The organism is Arthrobacter sp. 35W, from assembly GCF_000482545.1.
In the GTDB taxonomy this organism is placed as follows: Bacteria; Actinomycetota; Actinomycetes; order Actinomycetales; family Micrococcaceae; genus Specibacter.
Genome location: NZ_KI519455.1, coordinates 397920 through 418995, shown reverse-complemented (window position 1 = coordinate 418995; position 21076 = coordinate 397920). Strand labels below are relative to the sequence as shown.

The following is a 21076-nucleotide window of genomic DNA, read 5'->3' as shown; positions in this document are numbered from 1 at the left end:
CCCTCTACCCGCCGGGCCGGGAGAGCCGGCGCACGGCCAGCGCCAGCCACAGCTGCACCCGGTCCGCCGTCAGGGCCGGGTCGTAGCCGGTGAGCTCGGCAATCTGGGTCAGCCGGTACCGCACGGTGTTGCGGTGCAGGGTGAGGGCATCGGCGACGCCGGCCACGGAGCCGTTGAGCCGCAGGTACACCTCGAGCGTGTTGACCAGCTCGGCCGAGTGCGCTGCGTCGAACGCCACCAGCGGGCCCAGCGCCTCCTCGGCCATGTCCGCCATGGGCACGTCCTCGCTGGCGAGCAGCAGGGAGGTGAGGCTGAGCCGTTCGGGCAGGTTCACCTCCTGGCCGCGGGAGGCGGCCTCGCGGGCCTCAAAGTAGCTCCAGCGCAGCCCATTGGCCTGGGTGTAGGCGCCACCCACCCCCACGGATCCGACGATGCCCACCTGGGCCATCTGCCGGGCGAGGGCGCGGCCCAAGGCGCCCGGATCGCCCAGCTGCGGCGGCACCACCACTGCGAGTTCGTGCACGTCGCCGGTGCTGACGACGGCGGCGACGGCGGATTCCAGCTCGGTGGGCAGCGCCATGGTGGAGAGCGTGGTGAAGGTGGCGGCCGTGGCCTGCACCAGCAGGATCTGGTTCTTCGCGCCGGGGTCGATCTGCAAACCCTGCAACCGGGCGGCCGCCACGGGGGCCTCCAAGGAGCCGCGGACCACATCCGAGAGCACCTGGCCGGCAATCTGGCGGGCCGTGCGGCGGCGCTGGATGAGGTTGTTCAGCTCCACGCTGATCAGGCCCTTGGCGTAGTCGACGATCCCATCGTCAACGTACGGTCTGCGCAGCCACAGCGTGCTGGCATCGCGCTTGCCGGTGGCCAGCGCCACCGGCAGCCAGCCGTCGTCGTCAACGGCCGTGCCCGGCACGGTGCTGAACAGCTCGGTGCCGAACTGCGTGAGCACCAGATCGGTGGACACCATGCCCGCCAGTTTGCGCAGCAGGGACGGCAGGCCGCCGCCGGAGAGCAGGGCCCGGGCCAGCACCTGGTGCTGGCTGAGCAGGCGTTCAAGCTTGGCGTAGTGGTCCGCGCTGCGCGAATCCGCCACGAGCTTGCCGATGGCAATGAAGGGCGTGCCGTAGGGGACCTCGATGACGGGCACGCTCCACCGGTTGGCCTCCGCCACCAGGGCCGCGGGCACCTCGTCGTGGCCGAAGCCAACGCCGAAGCCGATGCCGACGGCGCCGGCCCGGCGGATCTGGCGGACAAAGGAGCGCTGGGCGTCGGCCGTGAGCTGCCGCGCCCCGATGGTCAGGACCAATTCACCGCCGCTGAGGAACGGTTGGGGGTTCTCCAACTCCGTCACGGCCACCCAATCGATGGGGGTCGTCAGCGTGGACCGGGTCGAGCCCAGGTTCCTTAGGTTCAGGTGTGGCGTGGACAGCAGGTCCGCCAGGGAAATTGCCATGGTTCAACTATACAAACGCACTAACGCACATTGGTCCGGTGGTGCAGACGGCCATTCACCGAAGCCCCATGCCTGCCTTAGGCTCAGCAGAGGTCCGAACGCCGCAGGTCCACCATCCTGCTGCGCAAAGTCCCCAACATCCATTTGGAGAGGAAAGTACACCGTGGTTCAAACCCTGCAGAACTTCATCAACGGCGAGTTCGTCCCTGCAACGGGCACGGATTCCCTGGACATCGTCAACCCGACCAACGGCGAGATCGTGGCAAAGGCGCCCATCTCCAGCCAGGCGGACATCGACGCTGCCATGAGTGCGGCGGCCGCGGCGTTCAAGACCTTCAAACGCGCCACCCCGCGCGACCGCCAGGCCATGCTGCTGAAGCTGGCCGACGCCATCGAGGCACGCAGCGATGAGCTGGTCGAGGCACAGCACCGCAACACCGGCCAGGTCAAGGCCATGATCGCCACCGAGGAGGTCGCCGCGGGCGCGGACCAGCTGCGCTTCTTCGCCGGCGCCGCCCGCCTGTTCGAGGGCAAGTCCGCCGGCGAGTACATGGACGGCTTCACCTCCTACATCCGCCGCGAGCCCGTGGGCGTCATTGCCCAGGTGGCACCGTGGAACTACCCCTTCCTGATGGGCATCTGGAAGATCGGCCCGGCCCTGGCTGCCGGCAACACCATTGTGCTCAAGCCCTCCGACACCACCCCGGAAAGCACCCTCGTGCTGGCCGACATCGCCAAGGACATCCTGCCCGCCGGCGTGCTCAACGTGATCCTGGGCAACGGCGCCACCGGTGCCGCCATGGTGGCCCACAAGACCCCCTCGATGGTCTCCATCACCGGCTCCGTGCGCGCCGGCATCGCCGTCGCCAAGGGTGCCGCCGAGGGCCTGAAGCGGGCCCACCTGGAACTGGGCGGCAAGGCTCCGGCCATCGTGTTCGCCGACGCTGATCTGGGCAAGACGGCCCAGTCCATCGCCGAGTTCGCCTTCTTCAACGCCGGCCAGGACTGCACCGCCATCACCCGCGTGCTGGTGGAGGAATCCGCCCACGACGAGCTGGTCGCAGCACTGGCCACCGCCGCCAAGGGGCTGGAAACCGGCCACCAGGACGACAGCAAGAACTACTTCGGTCCGCTGAACAATGTGAACCACTTCAACCAGGTTGTCCACGTGGTGGAGAACATCCCCGAGTACGCCACGGTTGTCACGGGCGGCCACCGCGCCGGCGACAAGGGCTTCTTCTTCGAGCCCACCATCGTGGACGGTGTGAAGCAGACCGACTCGATCGTCCAGGAGGAGACGTTTGGCCCGGTGCTGACAGTGCAGACGTTCAAGACCGAGGAGGAGGCCGTCGAGATGGCCAACGACGTCGAATACGCCCTGGCCTCCAGTGTCTGGACCTCCAACCACGGTGTGGCCATGCGCGTCTCCCGCGATCTGGACTTCGGCGCGGTGTGGATCAACACCCACATCATGCTGACCGCCGAGATGCCGCACGGCGGCTTCAAGCAGTCCGGCTACGGCAAGGACCTCTCGATGTACGGCGTCGAGGACTACACGCGCATCAAGCACGTGATGAGCTCGCTGGACGCCTAGGCGATGCCGGGGCGCCGGCTTCCCGCCGCTTAGACACGGTCTGGTCCGTCGCTCCGCCCGCAGAGCCTGCGCCGCACGCAGCCGCGATGCGCGGCTACGGAAGCCGGCACCCCGGCCGGCCCGGGCTCCATTGACGAGCCCGCCAACTACGAATTTTCGAAAGATGAGAAAGGCAACACCATGGCAGAAATCCAGTACCGCCTCGAGCAGAAGCGCCAGATCCTCGGGGCGTTCCCGGGCCCGAAGTCCGCTGCGCTGAACGAGCGCCGCAAGTCCGTGGTTGCCGGCGGCGTGGCCTCCTCCGTGCCGGTCTATGTTGAAGACGCCGACGGCGGCATCATCAAGGACGTTGACGGCAACTCCTTCATCGACCTCGGCTCGGGCATTGCCGTGACCAGTGTCGGCGCCTCCGACGCCGCCGTCGTCGCCGCCGTGGCCGAGCAGGCCGCACACTTCACCCACACCTGTTTCATGGTCACCCCGTACGAGGGCTACATCGCCGTCGCCGAGGAGCTGAACAAGCTGACCCCCGGCGACCACGAGAAGCGCACCGTGCTGTTCAACTCCGGCGCCGAGGCCGTGGAGAACGCCATCAAGGTGGCCCGCCTGGCCACCGGCCGCGACGCCATCGTCGCGTTCGACCACGCCTACCACGGCCGCACCAACCTGACCATGGCGCTGACCGCCAAGGCCATGCCGTACAAGACCAACTTCGGCCCGTTTGCACCGGAGATCTACCGCGTGCCGATGAGCTACCCCTTCCGCGAAGAGGCCGAGATCAAGGGTGAGCAGGCCGCCCAGCGCGCCATCACCATGATCGAGAAGCAGATCGGCGCCGGTTCCGTGGCTGCCATCGTGATCGAGCCGATCCAGGGCGAGGGCGGCTTCATCGTCCCGGCCGAGGGCTTCCTGCCGACCCTGGCCGCCTGGGCCAAGGAAAACGGCGTCGTCTTCATTGCCGACGAGGTCCAGTCCGGCTTCTGCCGCACCGGTGCCTGGTTCGCCTCCGAGCACGAGGGCGTTGTCCCGGACATCATCACCATGGCCAAGGGCATCGGCGGCGGCATGCCGCTGTCCGCCATCACCGGCCGTGCCGACCTGCTCGACGCCGTCCACCCGGGCGGTCTGGGCGGCACCTACGGTGGCAACCCGGTGGCCTGCGCCGCCGCGCTGGCAGCGATCAACACGATGCGCGAGTTCGATCTGAACGCCCGTGCACAGAACATTGAGAAGATCGTGGGCGACCGCATGGCAGCCCTCGCCGCCGAACTGGGCGAGAAGAACATCATCGGCGAGTTCCGCGGCCGCGGCGCCATGGTGGCCATCGAATTGGTGAAGGCCGGCACTGCCGCCACCACCAAGGAGGTCAACGCCGAGGACACCAAGGCGATTGCCGCAGCCTGCCTCGCCGCCGGCGTCGTCATCCTCACCTGTGGCACCTACGGGAACGTCATCCGCCTGCTGCCGCCGCTTGTCATCTCCGACGAGCTGCTCAACGACGGACTGGATGTGCTCTGCGACGCCATCCGCGCCGCCGTCAAGTAACACCCCCCCCATACCGCGGCCCCGCCGTACGGACCAGATGCTGCCCGCTGCTGGTCCGTGCTGCGGGGCCGTTTTGCGTTGGGGTCAGCCGGCGGGGGCCGGAAAGGCGGGGCCGACTTAGCCGGCGGGCGCGGCCTCGTCGACAAAGGGCACCTTGGCCACGTACTGCTGGTACAGCTTGACGGCGTCCTGGAGCGGCAGCTGCCCGAACTCCAGCATGGTCTGCAGTCCCTCCAGCTCCGCATTGCAGGTTTCAGCGGCGGTGACGCGCCCGTCCAGATCGCGGGAATTGCTGAGGTTGGTGGCCACGGCCGCTGCCACCGAGACCAGCAGGGCCACCAGACAGAGGACCCGCCACACGGTGGAGCTGTCCTCGATGCCCAGGCTGCCCTGGACGGTGGCCGTGAAGGACTTTCCACCCAGCGCCGGTCCGGCCGTCATCACGGCGGCGACGGCGCTGCCGGCAATGCTCAGGTTGGCCAGACGGTTCCGCCGCGGCCTGGCACGTCTGAGGAAGATCGAAAGGTTTGCCCGGCGCGCTGCGACGCGTGCGGACAGCTGCTGCCGGACATCGGCCTCTTCGCCCATGGCTTGTCTCCCGCGAGTCTGCACCCGGTCGACGTCGGAGCCTCCGCCGTCCTCCCCAGACCGTGGCTGCTTTGATCTTAAACCCGGGTGCAGGTGCAGGGACAGGGCCGGACGACGGCGGTCAGCGGGGGGCGAGCGGTGCGACCGAGTTGCGCAGAACGATGTGCGTGCCCACGGTGATGGTGTTGTCCGAGGAGGCACCGGTGTCGTGGGCGGAATCGGCCAGGGCCAGCCGGACGGATTCGCGGCCCATGTCCTCCAACGGCACATGGACGGTGGTCAGCCGCGGGCGCAGTTCGTTGGCGAGCGGGACGTCGTCGTAGCCCACCAGCGAGACATCTTCGGGGACGCGCAGCCCCTGCTCCTCCAGGGCCTGCAGGACGCCGGCGGCCACCATGTCGTTCGCGGCAAAGACGGCGGTGAAGTCCAGGGACGTGGCGAGGATTTCCTTCATGCGGGAGTAGCCAAAGCCGCGGCCGAAGGCACCCTCGTGGACCAGTGCGGGATCGTGTTCGATGCCGCGGGCCGCCAGCGCGCGGCGGAAGCCCGCCAGCCGGGCGGCCGTGGTGGAGAAGTTCTGCGGGCCGCCCACGTACAGGATCCGGCGGTGGCCCTGGGAGATGAGGTAGTCGGTCATGGCGAACGCGCCGCCCTCGTTGTCGTAGCCCACCGTCTTGGTCGGCACATTGGGGCCGAGGGAGGGGCGCCCGCACAGGACCAGTACGGAGCCATCCGCATCCAGTGCGCGGGCGCGGTCCGCCATCTGCTTGCGGTAGCGGGGATCGTCGGAGGCGCCGCCCACCAGAATGACGGCGTCGGTGCGCTGTTCACGCAGCAGGTCCACCAGGGCCAGTTCGCGTTCCTTGTCCCCGTGCGTGGCCATGATCAGGCACAGGCGGCCCTCGGCGCTGGCCTGGCGCTCAACGCCGCGGGCGATGTACGCAAAGAAGGGGTCGGCCACGTCATTGATGATGATGCCCACCGTGCGGGTGGTGGCTCCGGCAAGGGCCCGCGCATGGGCGTTGGCCACATATCCCAGAGCAGCGACGGCGTGCTGGACGCGTTCACGGGTGGCCGCCGCCACGGGGTAGTTGCCGCTGAGTGCGCGCGAGACGGTGGCCACCGAGACCCCGGCGGAGGTGGCGACGTCGGTGATGGTCACACCACTGCGCTGCGGGGGCAGGGGGGAGGCAGCCGGCACGTTGTTTTGCTTCACTACGCGATTCTTGCAAGATCGGCGGCAATTACCGGGAAGGCCAGCGGCAAGCCTTGGGCAAAACGCTCCACTTCGGTCACGGCCTGGTGGCCCAGCCGGTGGATTTCGTTGCCCAGGGCGCCGGCGATGTGCGGCGTGACCACCACGTTGGGCAGGGTGAACAGCACCGAATCGGCCGGGAGCGGCTCGGGGTCCGTGACGTCCAGATAGGCGTCCAGCCGCCCCGCAGCCACCTCCGCCGTCAAGGCGGCGGTGTCGAGAAGGGAGCCGCGGGCGGTGTTGATGACCACGGCGCCGTCCTTCATGGCGGCCAGCTGGGCCGCGCCGATCATCTTGGCCGTCGCCTCGGTGGCCGGGGCGTGAAGGCTCACCACATCCGAACGCCGGCAGAGCTCATCCAGCTCCACCAGTTCCACGCCCAGCTCGGCCGCTTCCAGCGTGCTGAGGTAGGGGTCGTGCACCAGCACCGTGGCATCCAGGTTGGCCAGCAGGCCGACGACGGCGCGCCCCACCCGGGAGGCGCCGACGATGCCGATGACTACACCGTGGGTGCCCAGCGGCGGCATGCCCTCCGTGGTGCGGCTTCGTCCCGTGGTCCTGAGCTGGTGGGTGAAACGGCTGCTGCGCTTGAGGCCCATCACGATGGCGGCAAAGGTGAACTCGGCCACCGGTACGGCGTTGGCCGCGGCCGAGGAGGAAACCTGGATGCCGCGCTCAAAGACAGCATCGGTCAGGAAGGTCTTGACGGTTCCGGCAGCGTGCACGATGGCGCGCAGCCGGGGCATGGCGTCCAACTCGGCGGCATCGATGGCGGGGGCTCCCCATCCAGTCACGAGCAGCTCGACGTCGGCCAGCAGCTCCCTCACGCCGGGTTCGTCAAAGCTGTCGATGGGGGAGGGGGAGAGGAGCTGGACGGTGGCGGCCAGGCGCTCGACGTCGTCGCCGCTGAAGAGCGTGGGCAGATTCTTCGGCGCCATCACGAAGGCGGCCTTCACTACGCCGCTGCCGGCACTGTTCCCTGTCAACGTCCTGGCTCACCTTCTCTGACTGCCTGCGGCTTCCTTGTGGTCCAGAAACCGATAGTAAACGCTTACTACGATCAACACAGTAGAACTCCTGGAATGTGGCTGTCAATCCCGAACCGGAGGTGCCGGGCGGGGAGGTTTAGAGGTCGCTGGCAACGGAAATCCATGCAAATCAAGGGATTCTCTATTCGATTCCAGGAATCCCCAAGATGTTGTTGACATCACATGGGGGCGATCTGTACGTTACTTCCATAGTAAGCGTTTACTATTTTGCAGCTTTGGGAGTGATGGACTCCCGATGCGTGCCGGTGCATCGGATGCCCCGCCCACCGGACCGAAACCCAGCGGGGCCCGACCCCGGCTTGAGGGATTCGGGCGATTGAACAGACGCAGACGGGACAGATAGAGGACTTGTATGAGCAGCAGTAGCAAAACACTTGATCCGGCCGGCTCCGCCGGGCCGGCATCCGTTCTGCCCGGCAGCGCCCAGGCCCCCGGTGCCCCGGAGAAGTCGGGCAAGGCCGGCAACCCCGGAGAGCACAGCAAGCACGGCAAGCCCAGCAAAACCGGGAAGCGGTCCGGCGGCGCCAGGAATGCCAGGACGGCGGCCCAGCGCCGCGGATCGCTGTGGAGCCGCATCCGCCGCGACAAGGTGATGCTCGCGCTGATCCTGCCCGGCTTCGCCTACTTTGTGGTGTTCCACTACGTCCCGCTGGCCGGCAACATCATCGCCTTCCTGGACTACAAGCCGTACCTGGGCTTCGTGGACAGCGTCTGGGTGGGGCTGGACAACTTCTCCGCGATGTTCAAGGACGCGGCGTTCTGGGTGGCCCTGCGCAACACCCTGGTGATCACCGGCCTGCAGCTGGTGCTCTTCTTCCCGGTGCCGATCATGCTGGCCTTGCTGCTGAACTCCATCATGTCCAAGCGGATCCGCAAGTTCGTCCAGAGCGTCGTCTACCTGCCGCACTTCATCGGCTGGGTGATCATCGTGGCCGTCTTCTCCGAGATCCTCGGCGCCACGGGTGTGGTGCCGCATGTGCTGCAAAGCTTGGGCCTGCCGCGCTTCGACGCCATGACCACTCCGGAGTTCTTCCCGTTCCTTGTCACCATCCAGTCCGTCTGGAAGGACGCCGGCTGGGGCACCATCATCTTCCTGGCCGCCCTGATGAACGTGGACCAGGAGCTCTACGAGGCCGCCGCCGTCGACGGTGCCGGCCCGTGGCACCGGATGTGGAACATCACGATGCCTGGCATCATGCCCGTGGTCATCCTGCTGCTGATCCTGAACCTGGGCAGCATCCTCTCCGTGGGCTTTGAACAGATTGTGCTCCAGCGCGACAACGTCGGCCCGGGCGCCGGCGAGGTGCTGGACACCTACGTCTACTTCCACGGCATCCAGGACGGCCAATGGGGGCCGGCCGCCGCCGTCGGACTCGTGAAGGGCATCGTGGGACTGTTCCTGGTGCTCGGGGCCAACAAGCTCGCCCATTTCTTCGGACAGGAAGGTGTCTACTCCAGTGGCAAATCCAAGTAACGCCCTGCGCGCCCCGCGCCCCACGCTGCGCCAGCGCTGGGAGGCCGGCAACGAGCGACCCGTCTGGATGGAGAAGCCCAAGCCCGCGATGCAGCTGGGCAAGGCCATTCTGATCGTGGCCATCTGCTTCATGGCGCTCTACCCGCTCTTTGCCGTGCTGGCCACCAGCCTGTCCAGCCAGACGGAGATTGCCAACAACAACGGCCTGGTGCTCTTCCCTAAGGAACCGACGCTGGCCGCCTACCAGACCATCTTTGCCGGCGGGGTGGTCACCAACGCGCTGGTCCGCTCGCTGCTGATCACCCTGATCGGCACGGCGCTGTCTCTGGTGGTCACCGTGGCCATGGCCTACGGACTGTCCCGGCGGAACCTGGTGGGCGGGCGCTTCTTCCTGATGACGGCGCTGTTCACCATGCTGTTCAGCCCTGGCATCATCCCCTCCTTCCTGATGGTCAAGGAGCTGGGCCTGCTCAACTCCTACGCGGCCCTGGTGCTGCCCACGTTGATGAGCGCCTTCAACCTGGTGGTGGTGCGCTCGTTCTTCATGAACCTGCCGCAGGAGCTCTTCGAGGCCGCCAAGATCGACGGCGCCGGGGACTTCCGCATCCTCGTCCAGATGGTGCTCCCGCTCTCCAAGGGTGTGCTCGCCGTCGTCGGCCTGTTCTACGCCGTCAGCTACTGGAACGCCTTCTTCAACGCGATGCTCTACCTCAACGATGACAAGTGGCCGCTGTCCATGATCCTGCGCCAGTACGTGCTGCTGGGCCAACCCATGGGCGACGCCGGGGCCGTGGCGGAGATCGCCGTGCCGTCCCAGGCCATCCAGATGGCCGTCGTCGTGGTCTCCCTGCTGCCGATCGTGATCGTCTTCCCGTTCCTGCAGCGCTACTTCACCAAGGGCGTCCTCACCGGCGCCATCAAGGGCTGACGCCCGTCCTGCCAGCTGTGCCAAACCAGATCTTTTAGAGAAGGGTAATTTCAATGAATGCAGCAACCCGTCCCGCCGGCCCCAGCCGCCGCAACTTCCTCTCCGTGGCCGGCGTCGGCGCCCTGGCCCTCTTTGGCGCCGGGTCCCTGGCTGCCTGCGGCCAGCGCACGGTGGCCGGCGTCTCCAACGCCTCCGATGCCCTGCTGCCCACCACGATTCCGCTGAAGGCCCAGGCCGCGGACATCGCCGGCACCGCCGACGGCGTTCCCTCCGCGTTCTTCAAGTACCCCAAGGCCTTCCGCAGTGTGGAGAAGGCGCCGCTGAACGGCACCAAGATCACGGCGATCACCAACCTCTTCGGAACCGCCCCCAACGGCCGCGGTTCCAACCCGGCCTGGCAGGCCATCGAGGAGCGTCTGGGCGGCACCGTGGAGATCACCTCCGTCTCCTCCGATGACTACGACACGAAGTTCAACACCGTGGTGGCCGGCGGCGATCTGCCGGACCTGATGCTGAACAACGGCTCCGCCGTCAAGGACACCATCGAGTTCCTGCAGGCCAAATGCGCCGATCTGACCCCCTACCTCGGTGGCGACAAGATTGCCGCGTACCCCAACCTGGCGGCCATCCCGGAGATCTTCTGGAAGAACACCGTCCAGGCCGGCAAGATCTACTCGCTGCCCATCCCGCGCAACCTCACCGGCGGCTCCGGCTTCGTGAACCAGACCATGCTGGAGAAGGTGGGTGTCTCCTCCACCGCGGATATCAAGGACAAGGACGATTTCTACCGCGTCGCCACCGCGCTGACGGATCCGGCCAACAACCAGTGGGCCCTGGGCAGCACCAAGTTTGGGCTGACCATGCTGCACCACATCTTCCGCACCCCGAATGTGTGGCGCAACGACGGCGGCAAGCTCACCCGAGCCTTCGAGACCGAGGAGTACCTGGCCGCGATCGAGTTCGCCGCCAAGCTCTACAAGGATGGCCTGTACGTACCCGGCTCCGAGGGCTGGACCAAGTCGCAGATGGTCAACGCCTTCATCGCCGGCAAGGTCGCCATGATCTACGACGGACTGCCTGCCTACACCGGCCCCACCGGCTACGGCCGCTCGCTGCCCGCCGCCAACCCGGCCAACAAGGCCGTGCCGTTCATCCCGTTCGGGCACGACGGCGGCAAGGCCCAGACCTGGCTGGACAACGTCACCTTCGGCACCGTCATGCTCAAGCAGAACGACGAGGCGAAGCTGAAGGAGGTTCTGGGGGTGGCCAACTTCCTGGCCGCACCGTTTGGCAGCGAGGAGTACCTGCTGCTCAACTACGGCGTCGAGGGCACCGACTACACACTGGACGGCAACGGCAACCCGATCGCCACCGAGCGCGGACTGCTGGACACCGCCGTGCCGTGGAAGTACCTGGCCGCCCCGCAGCAGGTGGTGTTCGATCCCTCCAACAAGGAGATCGCCACCACGCTGCACAGCGCCTATTCCAAGCTGATCCCCCTCGGTGTGGCCAACCCCTGTGAGACGCTGTTCAGCCCGACGGACTCCTCGCAGGGCTCCAAGCTGGGCCAGCCGGTCTCCGACGCCGCCACCGCCTTCATTGCGGGCCGCGGCGACATGGCCGGCTTGAAGGCCGCCATCGCAGCCTGGAAGACCAGCGGCGGCGACACCATCCGCGGCGAGTACGAGCAGGCCCTGGCCTCCTAGCACTCCCCTTGCACCGCCGTCCGGCGGCGGCCGGCCCCTTTTGCCGGGGGCGGGCGCCGCCGGATGGTGGAGCAGCATTAGTCCAGTGCAGCATTAATCCAGTACAGCAGCAGGAACCAAAGGACCAAGTTAGTGACCGAGACCGAGACCGAGAATGAGACCCAGACCGAGACCGCGACCCAGCCTCCGTTCGTTCTGCCCGCACTGGATGCAGCCCTTTCACCTTTCACTGGGTGGACCCGCAGCCACTGGGAGGCCACCGCGGACAACTGGCTGGGCCACATCCGCCGGTACAGCAGCGAACTGCACGCCGCGCCGGTGCTGCCCGGGCGTGTGACGCGCGACGGCGAGCGCCGCGAAAGCATGGAGACCATTGGCCGGAGCCTGCTGATGGCCGCGCCGCGCCTTGCCGGCGCCAAGGGCGAAGACCCTCTGCAGCTGGCCGCCTGGTACCGGCAGGCTCTGCTGGCCGGCACCGACCCGGCTGGGCCCGAATCCTGGCCGCGGGGCGTCACCTGCAAGCCGCCGCTGCTGGGTGTCACCAATTCGATCGTCGAGGCCGCCAACATTGCCTTCTCCCTCTACATCAGCCGCGATTGGCTGTGGGAGGGCTTCTCCCGCGAGGAGAAGACGCAGGTGGCCGATTGGCTGCGCCACCATGCGCGGCTGGAGGTCTGGGGCAACAACTGGCAGCTCTTCCCGGCCATGGCCGAGGGCTTCCTGCGCTCCGTGGGGGAGGATGTCTCCGGCTGCACCGGGGCTCGCAATGTTGCGCGGGTGGAATCCTGGTACCTGGGCGATGGCTGGTACACGGACGGTCCCGAGCACGCCATTGACTACTACAACGCCTGGGCCATCCACCCGTATCTGTGGGCCTGGTACGAGATGACGGGACAGCAGGACACGTACGAGGGCCGCCGGTGCAAGGAGCGGCTGGGGGCGTTCATTGAAACCCAGTCCTTGATGTACGCCGACGACGGCGCCGTGCTGCATGTGGGGCGATCGCTGGCCTACCGCACCGCCGTGCTGGGGGCACTCTGGTGCGCCGAATTGGCCGGGGTCAACCCGCTCGCGCCCGGCGCCACCCGCCGTCTGGCCTCAGGCGTGCTGGCCAACTTCACCGACCGGGGCGTCGGCGTCGACGGCCCGCCCAGTCTGGGCTGGTACCGCGAACACCTCGATTCCTGCCAGGAGTACAGCGGTTTCGGCTCGCCGTACCTGGCCGGCATCGGCTTCCTCGGGCTGGCCCTGCCGGCGGACCACCCCGTCTGGACGGCGCAGGAGGAGGCTCAGCCCACCGACGGCGCCCCGCTCCAGCGCGCCCTGCCCGACGTCGGCTGGACCTTCAGCACCGCGGGGGACCTGGTCCGGCTGACCAACCACGGCAGCGACCACTGCGGCCTGCCGGTGGGTTGGGGCACGGACCCGGACGATCCGCACTATGCCAAGTTCTCCTATTCCACGCACACAGCCCCCGGCACGGGCGCTGCCTGGGTGGACAACATCGACGGCCATTTGGCCCTGGTGGATGCCGACGGCATGGCCAGCCGGCGCTGCTCGCTGCGCGGCACCCGCGTGGACGGTGCCCTGAGCGGCTCGGTCCACATCCCGCAGCTGAACAACACGTCCCTGCCGGGCACGGCCGTCACCACCGTCTCGCTGGTGGAGGGCATCTACGAACTCCGGGCGCATCTGGTGCACGGTGCGGCTGGCTATGTGCTCCGCGAGGGTTCGGCCGCCGTGGCCGGGGATTCGATGCCCGACGCCGGCACCTCGGGTTCTGAAACCGACGGGCTGGCCCCGCTGGCCTGGGCCCGGAACGGCGACGGCGTCTTTGCCGCCGTCGTCGGACTCTCCGGCTGGGAGCAGCCGGCCACCGCTGCCTACAGCGGCGACAACGCCCTGGCCGGACACCACGTGGTGCCCTTCCTGACTGCCGCCATCGATCCGGCCCGGGCCGGCGAGCCCAGCGTGCACCTTGCGCTGCACGCCCTCACGCGCGGGGAGGCTCCCACCGAGGCCGAGCTGCGCGCCGCCGTCGACGTCCGCGTGGATGGCACGGTGGTGACGGCGCAGTGGACCGGCGGGGAAGCACACACCTTTGACCTGGCATCCTTTGTGCCCTGGGACGGAAAGACGGGAAAGCAATAATGGCCACCCATACCCTCGCCTACGGCGCCAACCCCGGCGGACGCCGCACGGACGCCGCCATGGAGCGCTTCCGCGGCCACCGCTTCGGCCAGTTCATCCACTGGGGCCTGTACTCCATACCCGCCGGACGCTGGAACGGGGAGGACGTGGACTTTGCCGCCGAGTTCCTGCCGCGCGTGGCAAAGGTTCCAGCACCCGAATGGGAGGCGCTCGCCGGGGAGTTCACGCTGGAGGCGTTCAACCCCGAGGAATGGGCTGACACCGCCGCGGCGCTGGGCGTGCGGTACATGACCATCACCACCAAGCACCACGACGGGTTCTGCCTGTGGCCCACGGCCCAGACGGATTTCCACATCGGCAACACCCCCTCCGGCCGCGACGTCCTGGCGGAGCTTATCGCCGCCTACGAGGCACGCGGCATCGACGTGAACTTCTACTACTCGGTGCTGGACTGGCACCACCCGGACTGGCGCTTTGCCCTGGAAACGGCCGGGGACGAGACGGCCTTCGCCCGCTACCTGGACTTCGCCATGGCCCAGCTGGAGGAGCTGGCCACACGCTACCCCTCCGTGAAGGCCTTCTGGTTTGACGGCACCTGGGACGAATCCGTGAAGCGCAACGGCAAGTGGACCTGGGAGGTGGAGCAGCGGCTGAAGGAATTGGTCCCCGGCGTCGTGGTGAACTCCCGGCTGCGCGCCGACGATCTGGGCGCCCGGCATGTGGATTCCAACGGGGCCCTGATGGGCGATTACGAAAGCGGCTACGAGCGCCGGCTGCCCGATCCCTGGGACACCTCCGTGGCCGAGCGCGACTGGGAGGCCTGCATGACCATCCCCCAGGCCAGCTGGGGCTACCACCGCGGCGATTGGGCGGCCGCCACGCTCAAACACCCCGCGGATCTGGTGGAGATGTTGGTGCACTGCACCTCGCTGGGCGGGAACTTCCTGCTGAACTTCGGCCCGCGCGGGGATGGCTCGCTGCAGCCGGTGGAGGTCGGCATCGCCCGTGCTGTGGGTGCGTGGCTGGCGGAGAATGGCGAGGCCGTCTACGGCTGCGGCCATGCCGAGGGTTGGACCTATCCGGGATGGGGCTACTACACGGCGGCCGCGGACGGCACGGTGTACGCCGTCGTCACCCGCCGCCCGGCCTCGGGCCGGATCACGCTGGCGCTGCCACCGGGGATGTCGTTGGCCGGGCACCGCGCACTGGGGCCCACCTCCGCGGGCTGCGCGGCGCGCACGCTGTCCGAATCCACTGTGGAGTTCGACCTGTCCGGCTGCGGCGCCGGGGTCCTCGCCTTCGCGCTGGACCCGGTCTTGGCAACTGGTCCGGCGGCCCTGCGCGAGCCCAACCCGGATGTGCTGGTGTAGCAGCGTGGCCACCGTGCCCACCATCAGGGCCGTGGCCGCGGCGGCCGGCGTATCCACGGCGACCGTGTCCAATGTGCTCTCCGGGCAGGTGGGCCGGGCCTCCCGCGCGGGCTTTTCGACGACGACGGCGGCAAAGGTGCACGCCGCCGCGGCCGCCCTGGGCTACCGGCCCAACCAGGCGGCCAAGGCCATGCGGACGGGGCGCACCGGCACGATGCTGCTGTCGCTGACCATGCTCAGTTCGGATCCGTGGGCGCGGGCCATGGTGGACGCCGTCCAGCAGGCCGCTGCAGCCGCGGGGATCACTGTGCTGATCATGGCGGACGGCAGCTGGAGCTCCGTGCTGGACACCCACCGCGCCGACGCCATCTTCCTTGATGCCGTCGCACCCGCCGAGCGCCGGCTGGTCAGGTCCCTGGCCGCCGCCGGCACATCGCTGGTGGTCTTCGATGAAACGCTGGAACCTGACGGATTTGATGTGGTGCGCTCCGATGCGCTCCCCGGCTGCGCCATGGTGGTGGAGCATCTGCTGCGCTCGCATGGCTCGGTGGCGGCGCTGGTTCCGGCTCCCGGCGCAACCTCCCGCCAGATCCACCCGCTGCAGCCGTCCAGATTGGAGCCGTACCGGCAGGTGATGGCGGAGGCGGGCGTACAGGTCCGGGAGCGGGACGTGGCGGTCTTCGACGGCACACCCGTGGGCGCCTTTGCCCGCGCCACGGCCCTGCTGCAGGGACCGGACCGGCCCACTGCCCTCTACGCGAGCACCGACTTTGCCGGGATCCAGGCCGTCCGTGCCGCCGAAAGGCTGGGCCTGGTGGTGGGGGAGGATGTGCACATTGCCAGCATCGGCAACACTCCCGAGGGCGCCCTCATGTCGCCGTCGTTGACCTCCGCCGGGCCGGCGGACCTCTTCGCCCAGGTGGCCGCCCGGCTGGTGGCGCGGGCCCGCGACGCCAGCCTCCCGCCGTCGCTCCTGGACTTCCCTTGGGAGCTGAACGTGCGCACCTCCGCTCCCTAACCCACCCACCCTTCCGCGAACAAGCAGCACAGGACAGTGTGCGGGCCCACCACTCTCCTGTGCTGCTCGTTCGCGGGGGCCGGTTGTCTGGTGAGCGTACCGGCCCGGGCGCGGCGGCTGTAGAGTCTGAGCTACCAATGCTCCAACGCTGCAGCGAAGGTGATCCCGCCGCGCAGCCGTGAACCCGTGAAGGGCTGGATTTATGCGATATGTAGTAGGTTTCAGGCCCGATGAGCGCGGTGGGGACGCCATCGCACTGGCCGCCGTGATTGCCAAGACCCAGGGCGCCACCTTGGACATCGTGTTCGTCGTGGGCAAGGACGCACCCTATGTGGCCCTGAACCCGGACGGCAACCGCGTGGATGCGGCCGAACAGCGCGTCCTGACCGCCAAGCGGGAGGCCATGCGGCTGGTCCCGGTGGGGCTTCCGGCAACCTTCCACGTACGCTCCGCCGAATCCCTGGCCGCCGGACTGATCGAGGCCGCCAGGGAGTTCTCCGCACGCCTGATTGTGGTGGGTGCCGCCAGCAACGGGTTGTTCAAGCGTTTCACCGTGGGCAGCGTGGCCAATGCCCTGCTGCACGCCTCGCCTGTGCCGGTGGCGCTGGCCCCGCGCGGCTACAACCGCAAGGCCGCGTTGAGCCGCCTGACGGTGATGACTGGCACCCGCGAGGGATGGCACGCCGTCGTTCAGGTCGGCGTGCATGCGGCGTCCCGGCGCAATGTGCCGCTGCGGCTGGTCTCCATCCTCGAGCTGGACCAGCTGGAACAGGGCGAATACGATCTGGACAATCCGCTCAGCCCGGCCCGCCAGCACGTCAACACGGCGCTCAGCGAGGCGGCTGCTGAGCTGCCCGAAGGCTCCGTCACCGTCACGGCCGCGCACGGGCGCACCATCGAGGAGGCCATCGATTCGATCGGCTGGAAGGCCGGCGAGCTGGTGATTGTTGGATCCAGCCGGTTGGCGGAGAAGAACAAGATTTTCCTGGGCCCGACGGCGAACAAGATCCTGCGCGCCCTGCCGGTGCCGATGGTCGTGGTTCCCCGCGACTTCGAGCGCCTCGACGACTAGGTGACAGTTATCGCACATTCCGAGGCGTTTTTTGCGCGATAGCTGTCACCCAGTTGGGGTGGGTGGCGGGGTGGGTCAGGCCTGAAGGAACGCGTCGCTGAAGAGCAGTTGGAGGCCCTCGGCCATGGTCGGGTGGCTGATGACGGCGTCGCGCACACGCTGGTAGGGCAGCCCGCCCAGCATCGCCATCTGGACAACGGCGATGGCCTCGCTGGATTCATGGCCCAGCAGCGCCGCGCCCAGAATCAGATCGGTGCCGCGTTCGACGACGGCCTTCCAGACGCCGTCGAGCTCGCCCACGGTGCGGGCCCGGGGGATGGCGGCGACGGGCATCGTCGCCACCCGGATGTCCAGTCCGGCAGCCCCGGCCTCGGCCTCGGACAGGCCCACGCGGCCCAGCTCCGGGGTGGTGAAGACGCTGTAGGGGATCAGCCGGTCCCGGGTGCTCAGTGAGCCGCCGGCCAGATTGGCTTTGAGGATCCGGTAGTCGTTCCACGAGGCGTGGGTGAACTGCGGGGTGCCCGCCACATCTCCGGCGGCCCAGACGCCGTCGGCGGTGGTGCGCAGCTGGTCGTCGACCGCCACAAACCCGCGTTCGGTCAACTCGACGCCGGCAGCTTCCAGCCCCAGCTCCGCCGTGACGGGGGTCCGGCCCACGGCGACCATCAGCTCCTCGGCCGTGACGGTGCCGCCCGAGGCCAGGGCGGCCGCCACGGTGCCATCGCCCGCCCGCTCGATCCGCACCGCTTCCTCGCCCAGTAGCAGGGTGGTGCCGGCGGCGCGGAAGCCGTCCTCCACCGCGGCGGCTACATCGGCATCCTCGCGGGGGAGCAGCGAGGCGGCGCGCTGGATGACAGTCACAGCCAGTCCCATGGTGGCCAGCATGCTGGCGTACTCGGAGCCGATGTAGCCGCCGCCCAGGATGATGATGGAGCGCGGCAGCCGCTCCAGGGCCAGGATGGAATTGCTGTCCAGAACGTTGGCCCCGGCCAGCCCCTCGATGGGCGGATGGAACGGGACCATGCCCGTATTGACCACCACATTGGTGCCGCGCAGCGTGCGCCGGCCGCCGTCGTCGAGCGCCACCTCCACGGTGCGCTCACCAACAAAACGCGCCTGGCCGATGACCAGGTCCATGCCCGAGGCCAGAAAGGCCTTGCGCTGGCCGGCCACCATGGTGCCCACCACGTCCTCCTTGCGGGCGCGCAGCAGATCCACGTCAATGACGGGGGTGCCGGCGGCGGCGATGCCAAAATCCGCGGCGCGGGACATGGTTTTCAGCAGCCGGGCGCTGTTGACGAGCGTCTTGGTGGGAATGCAGGCGACATTGATGCAGGTGCCGCCGATCATTCCGCGTTCCACCATGGCGACGGATTGGCCTGCTGCGGCCAGATCCATGGCCAGGGATTTGCCGGCCTTCCCGCCGCCGACCACCAGGAGATCAAAGTCTTCGACACCCATGCCAAGGTCCCTCCACTTCCGTCCGCACCGGACGCCCGCACCGGACCGTGCGGACCCGGTGCGTCCAAGCGTACTGCTAGGCCGAAATGCCCGCCCGGCGCAGCAGCACCATCTTGCGGTAGCTGTGCAGCATGTCCACCGTCAACAGCGCCAGAGCAACCCAGACGATGATGAAGCCCATCCACTGGGCCGCACCCATCTGCTCGCCCAGCACGGCAACGGCAATGATGAACTGGATCACCGGGGCAAGGTACTGCAGCAGGCCGATGGTGGTCATCGGCAGCCGCGAGGCGGCGGCGCCGAACATCACCAGAGGCACAGCAGTGATGACCCCCGAGGCCGCCATCAGCCAGAAGTGGCCCGCGCCGAGCGTCGCCAGAGTGGCCTCGCCGTTCACGCTCAGGAACACGAGGGTGGCGGCGGCGAAGGGCGCCAGCACGGCGGTTTCGATGCTCAGGCTGGACGTCGGATCGACCTTAGGCCCCACCTTCTTCTTCACGAAGCCGTAGAGGCCGAAGCTGAAGGCCAGCACCAGGGCAATCCAGGGCAGCTTCCCGTAGCTGATGGTGAGGATGACGACGGCGGTGGCCCCGATGCCCACGGCCGCCCACTGCAGCGGGCGGAGCTTTTCCTTCAGGACCAGCACGCCCAGCAGCACCGAGACCAGCGGATTGATGAAGTAGCCCAGCGAGGCCTCGATGGCCTGGCCGGTGGTGACGCCATAGGTGTAGGTCAGCCAGTTCACGGTGAGCAGTACGGCGGCAACGGCCAGCAGACCGAGCACCTTGCGGTCGCGGATGGCGGCCGTGAACTTGCCCCAGCCCCGGGTGGCGGTGAGCAGTGCAGCGCAGAAGACGAGCGAGAAGACGATGCGGCTGGCGACGATTTCCACGTTGCCGGCCGGGCTCAAAACGATGAAGTACAGGGGCAGCACACCCCAGATGCCGTAGGAGGCGATGCCATACAAGGCCCCCGTGGTGGATTCGCTGCGGCGCGGGCGCCGTCCGGAGGTAAGGGGCATGGCTTTGAGGTCTGTATCGCGGGCTGGCACAGGATCCATAACAGCACGCTCCGCACGGCTATTCCAGTGCCACCCTGTGATGTGTGGCACCGGAACGGCCGCGCCGGCGGCGCATGGACCGGCGGGTGCCTAGAACACCGACTGGACGTTGCCCACCAGAGTGGGGACGTTGGCGGCACCGTTGGACTGGTAGCCCAGCAGTTTGATCGGATTGGTGCCGTTGGCCGTGATTGACAGGTTCGACAGGGCGTTGCCGGTCAGCATCCACACATTGGCGCCGTGGTTGTTGGCCTTGATGTTGGTGTACCAGAGCGTGTTGCCGGTGAAGGTCGGCGGCAGCAGACCGTCGACGACGACGCCGGAGCCCGGGTCGGTGCTGGCGCCGCCGATGGGGAACGCCGCATTGGACGTCCAGCGGGGGCCGCCGCTGCCGTTGCTGTGGTTGAACGTGTTGCCGACCACCGCACCGTGGTTCCAGTTGTCGGAGCTCTGGGCGCCGTACGGGCTGGTCTTGGCGTAGGCGTAGTAGGCGCCGTAGCAGTTCACCGCCACATTGGAAGTGGTGGTGAGGTTGCCCGAGCTGTTCCAGATGGCCAGCCGGTTGGTGCTGAAGATGTTGTTGGCCAGCAGGCAGTACTCGGCGCGGTCGGTGAAGGAGACGCCGAAGTAGCAGCTGTGGAAGTTGTTGCCCTCCACGTGGCCTCGGTAGGAGAAGTAGTCGTCACTGGTGGAACCGGTGACGGCGACACCTGCGCCAAGCCAGAAGTTGAAATCGCAGTCCAGCACCCGGAAGTCGGTGCAGCGGACCAGCCGTACGGCGGTGTGGGCAAAGTTGGCTGCGGCGTTGAGAGGATCCGCCGTGCGCCCCTGGAAGGTGATGCCGCGCAGCGTGATGCCGATTTTGGATGTGGCGGTGAACGCACCGATGCCATCCCCGGCCACGGTCACGATGGCGCCATTGCCCTCGATGAGGGTGTTGTGGGGGAGGTCGACGGCGGCTTCCAGGGTGTAGGCCGCCCCTGCCACCAGTTGGACCTGGGGTGTGGCGGCAAGCGTTGCGGCCCAGTCATCCCCGGGGGAGAGCACCGGAAGTGCGCCGGTGGCACTGTCCTGGGCCCGGGCGGCGGGGGCCGCGGCGAGGCCGGCCAGAACGCCGAAACCGGCGGCCCCGGCGCCGGCAAGGAGGCCGCGCCGGCGGATGGGTGATGCCGATGCTTCAGTGGTGGGACGTGACATATGGGATCTCCTTGTAACAAAAGAGCTGCTCATCCAAAGTGCTCTATTGTGATGCAGAATACATGCCAGCGAGCATCAGTGCTCACTGGCTATCGCTTTGTGACAGCGCGTTCCGATGCCGGGGGAGCCCGGGCATGGAGCCGTCCGATTCC

The 21076-nt window shown here is 67.9% G+C and carries 16 protein-coding genes; 9 read left to right on the top strand and 7 right to left on the bottom strand.

Annotated elements, in window-relative coordinates; translation table 11 throughout:
* Positions 1-4: 4 nt before the first annotated feature.
* Positions 5-1456, bottom strand: coding sequence for a PucR family transcriptional regulator (locus K254_RS0114065; protein ID WP_026555904.1), 1452 nt, complete (start codon positions 1454-1456; stop codon positions 5-7).
* Between the two features lie 163 nt (positions 1457-1619).
* Here K254_RS0114065 and K254_RS0114060 point away from each other — a divergent pair, with 163 nt between their 5' ends.
* A complete protein-coding gene (locus tag K254_RS0114060; protein ID WP_026555903.1) occupies positions 1620-3050 on the top strand; it encodes a gamma-aminobutyraldehyde dehydrogenase in 1431 nt (476 codons plus the stop codon).
* A gap of 180 nt (positions 3051-3230) precedes the next feature.
* Positions 3231-4595: a 4-aminobutyrate--2-oxoglutarate transaminase gene (gene gabT, locus K254_RS0114055; protein ID WP_026555902.1), complete on the top strand. Its 1365-nt coding sequence runs from the start codon at positions 3231-3233 to the stop codon at positions 4593-4595.
* A gap of 117 nt (positions 4596-4712) precedes the next feature.
* Here gabT and K254_RS0114050 read toward each other — a convergent pair whose 3' ends face one another.
* From K254_RS0114050 to K254_RS0114040, 3 genes are all read right to left on the bottom strand, one after another.
* Positions 4713-5183: a hypothetical protein gene (locus K254_RS0114050; protein WP_026555901.1), complete on the bottom strand. Its 471-nt coding sequence runs from the start codon at positions 5181-5183 to the stop codon at positions 4713-4715.
* Positions 5184-5304: 121 nt separating this feature from the next.
* Positions 5305-6399 carry a LacI family DNA-binding transcriptional regulator gene (locus K254_RS0114045; protein ID WP_196810970.1) on the bottom strand — a complete coding sequence of 365 codons (1095 nt, stop codon included), beginning with the start codon at positions 6397-6399 and terminating at the stop codon, positions 5305-5307.
* On the bottom strand, positions 6399-7424 hold the full coding sequence (locus tag K254_RS0114040; RefSeq protein ID WP_231391873.1) for a hydroxyacid dehydrogenase: 1026 nt from the start codon (positions 7422-7424) through the stop codon (positions 6399-6401). The genes K254_RS0114045 and K254_RS0114040 overlap by 1 nt, the downstream gene beginning before the upstream one ends.
* Positions 7425-7839: 415 nt before the next feature.
* Here K254_RS0114040 and K254_RS0114035 point away from each other — a divergent pair, with 415 nt between their 5' ends.
* The 7 genes from K254_RS0114035 (at position 7840) to K254_RS0114005 (ending at position 17206) form a co-directional block, all read left to right on the top strand.
* Entirely contained in the window at positions 7840-8961 is a 1122-nt protein-coding gene (locus K254_RS0114035; RefSeq protein WP_196810969.1) for an ABC transporter permease subunit, read from the top strand.
* Positions 8945-9889 carry a carbohydrate ABC transporter permease gene (locus K254_RS0114030; RefSeq protein ID WP_196810968.1) on the top strand — a complete coding sequence of 315 codons (945 nt, stop codon included), beginning with the start codon at positions 8945-8947 and terminating at the stop codon, positions 9887-9889. The genes K254_RS0114035 and K254_RS0114030 overlap by 17 nt, the downstream gene beginning before the upstream one ends.
* Before the next feature lie 53 nt (positions 9890-9942).
* The gene (locus K254_RS23320; RefSeq protein ID WP_035750207.1) at positions 9943-11595 is read left to right on the top strand and encodes an extracellular solute-binding protein; all 1653 of its coding nucleotides are present in this window, start codon (positions 9943-9945) and stop codon (positions 11593-11595) included.
* A gap of 132 nt (positions 11596-11727) precedes the next feature.
* Complete coding sequence (locus tag K254_RS0114020; protein WP_231391872.1) at positions 11728-13746, top strand: DUF2264 domain-containing protein; 2019 nt, start codon at positions 11728-11730, stop codon at positions 13744-13746.
* Positions 13746-15116 carry an alpha-L-fucosidase gene (locus K254_RS0114015; RefSeq protein WP_035750205.1) on the top strand — a complete coding sequence of 457 codons (1371 nt, stop codon included), beginning with the start codon at positions 13746-13748 and terminating at the stop codon, positions 15114-15116. Before K254_RS0114020 ends, K254_RS0114015 begins: the two co-directional genes overlap by 1 nt.
* Positions 15117-15129: 13 nt before the next feature.
* Positions 15130-16134 (top strand): LacI family DNA-binding transcriptional regulator, encoded by a 1005-nt coding sequence (locus K254_RS0114010; RefSeq protein ID WP_231391871.1) that lies wholly within the window; start codon positions 15130-15132, stop codon positions 16132-16134.
* A gap of 202 nt (positions 16135-16336) precedes the next feature.
* Positions 16337-17206 (top strand): universal stress protein, encoded by an 870-nt coding sequence (locus K254_RS0114005; protein WP_026555893.1) that lies wholly within the window; start codon positions 16337-16339, stop codon positions 17204-17206.
* A gap of 75 nt (positions 17207-17281) precedes the next feature.
* Here the strand turns inward: K254_RS0114005 and K254_RS0114000 are convergent, their stop codons facing one another.
* The 3 genes from K254_RS0114000 to K254_RS0113990 form a co-directional block, all read right to left on the bottom strand.
* Positions 17282-18667, bottom strand: a complete 1386-nt coding sequence (locus K254_RS0114000; protein WP_026555892.1) for a dihydrolipoyl dehydrogenase family protein — start codon at positions 18665-18667, stop codon at positions 17282-17284.
* A 76-nt stretch (positions 18668-18743) separates the two neighbouring features.
* Entirely contained in the window at positions 18744-19727 is a 984-nt protein-coding gene (gene rarD / locus K254_RS0113995; protein WP_026555891.1) for an EamA family transporter RarD, read from the bottom strand.
* Between the two features lie 90 nt (positions 19728-19817).
* On the bottom strand, positions 19818-20924 hold the full coding sequence (locus K254_RS0113990) for a hypothetical protein (protein WP_026555890.1): 1107 nt from the start codon (positions 20922-20924) through the stop codon (positions 19818-19820).
* Positions 20925-21076: the final 152 nt, after the last annotated feature.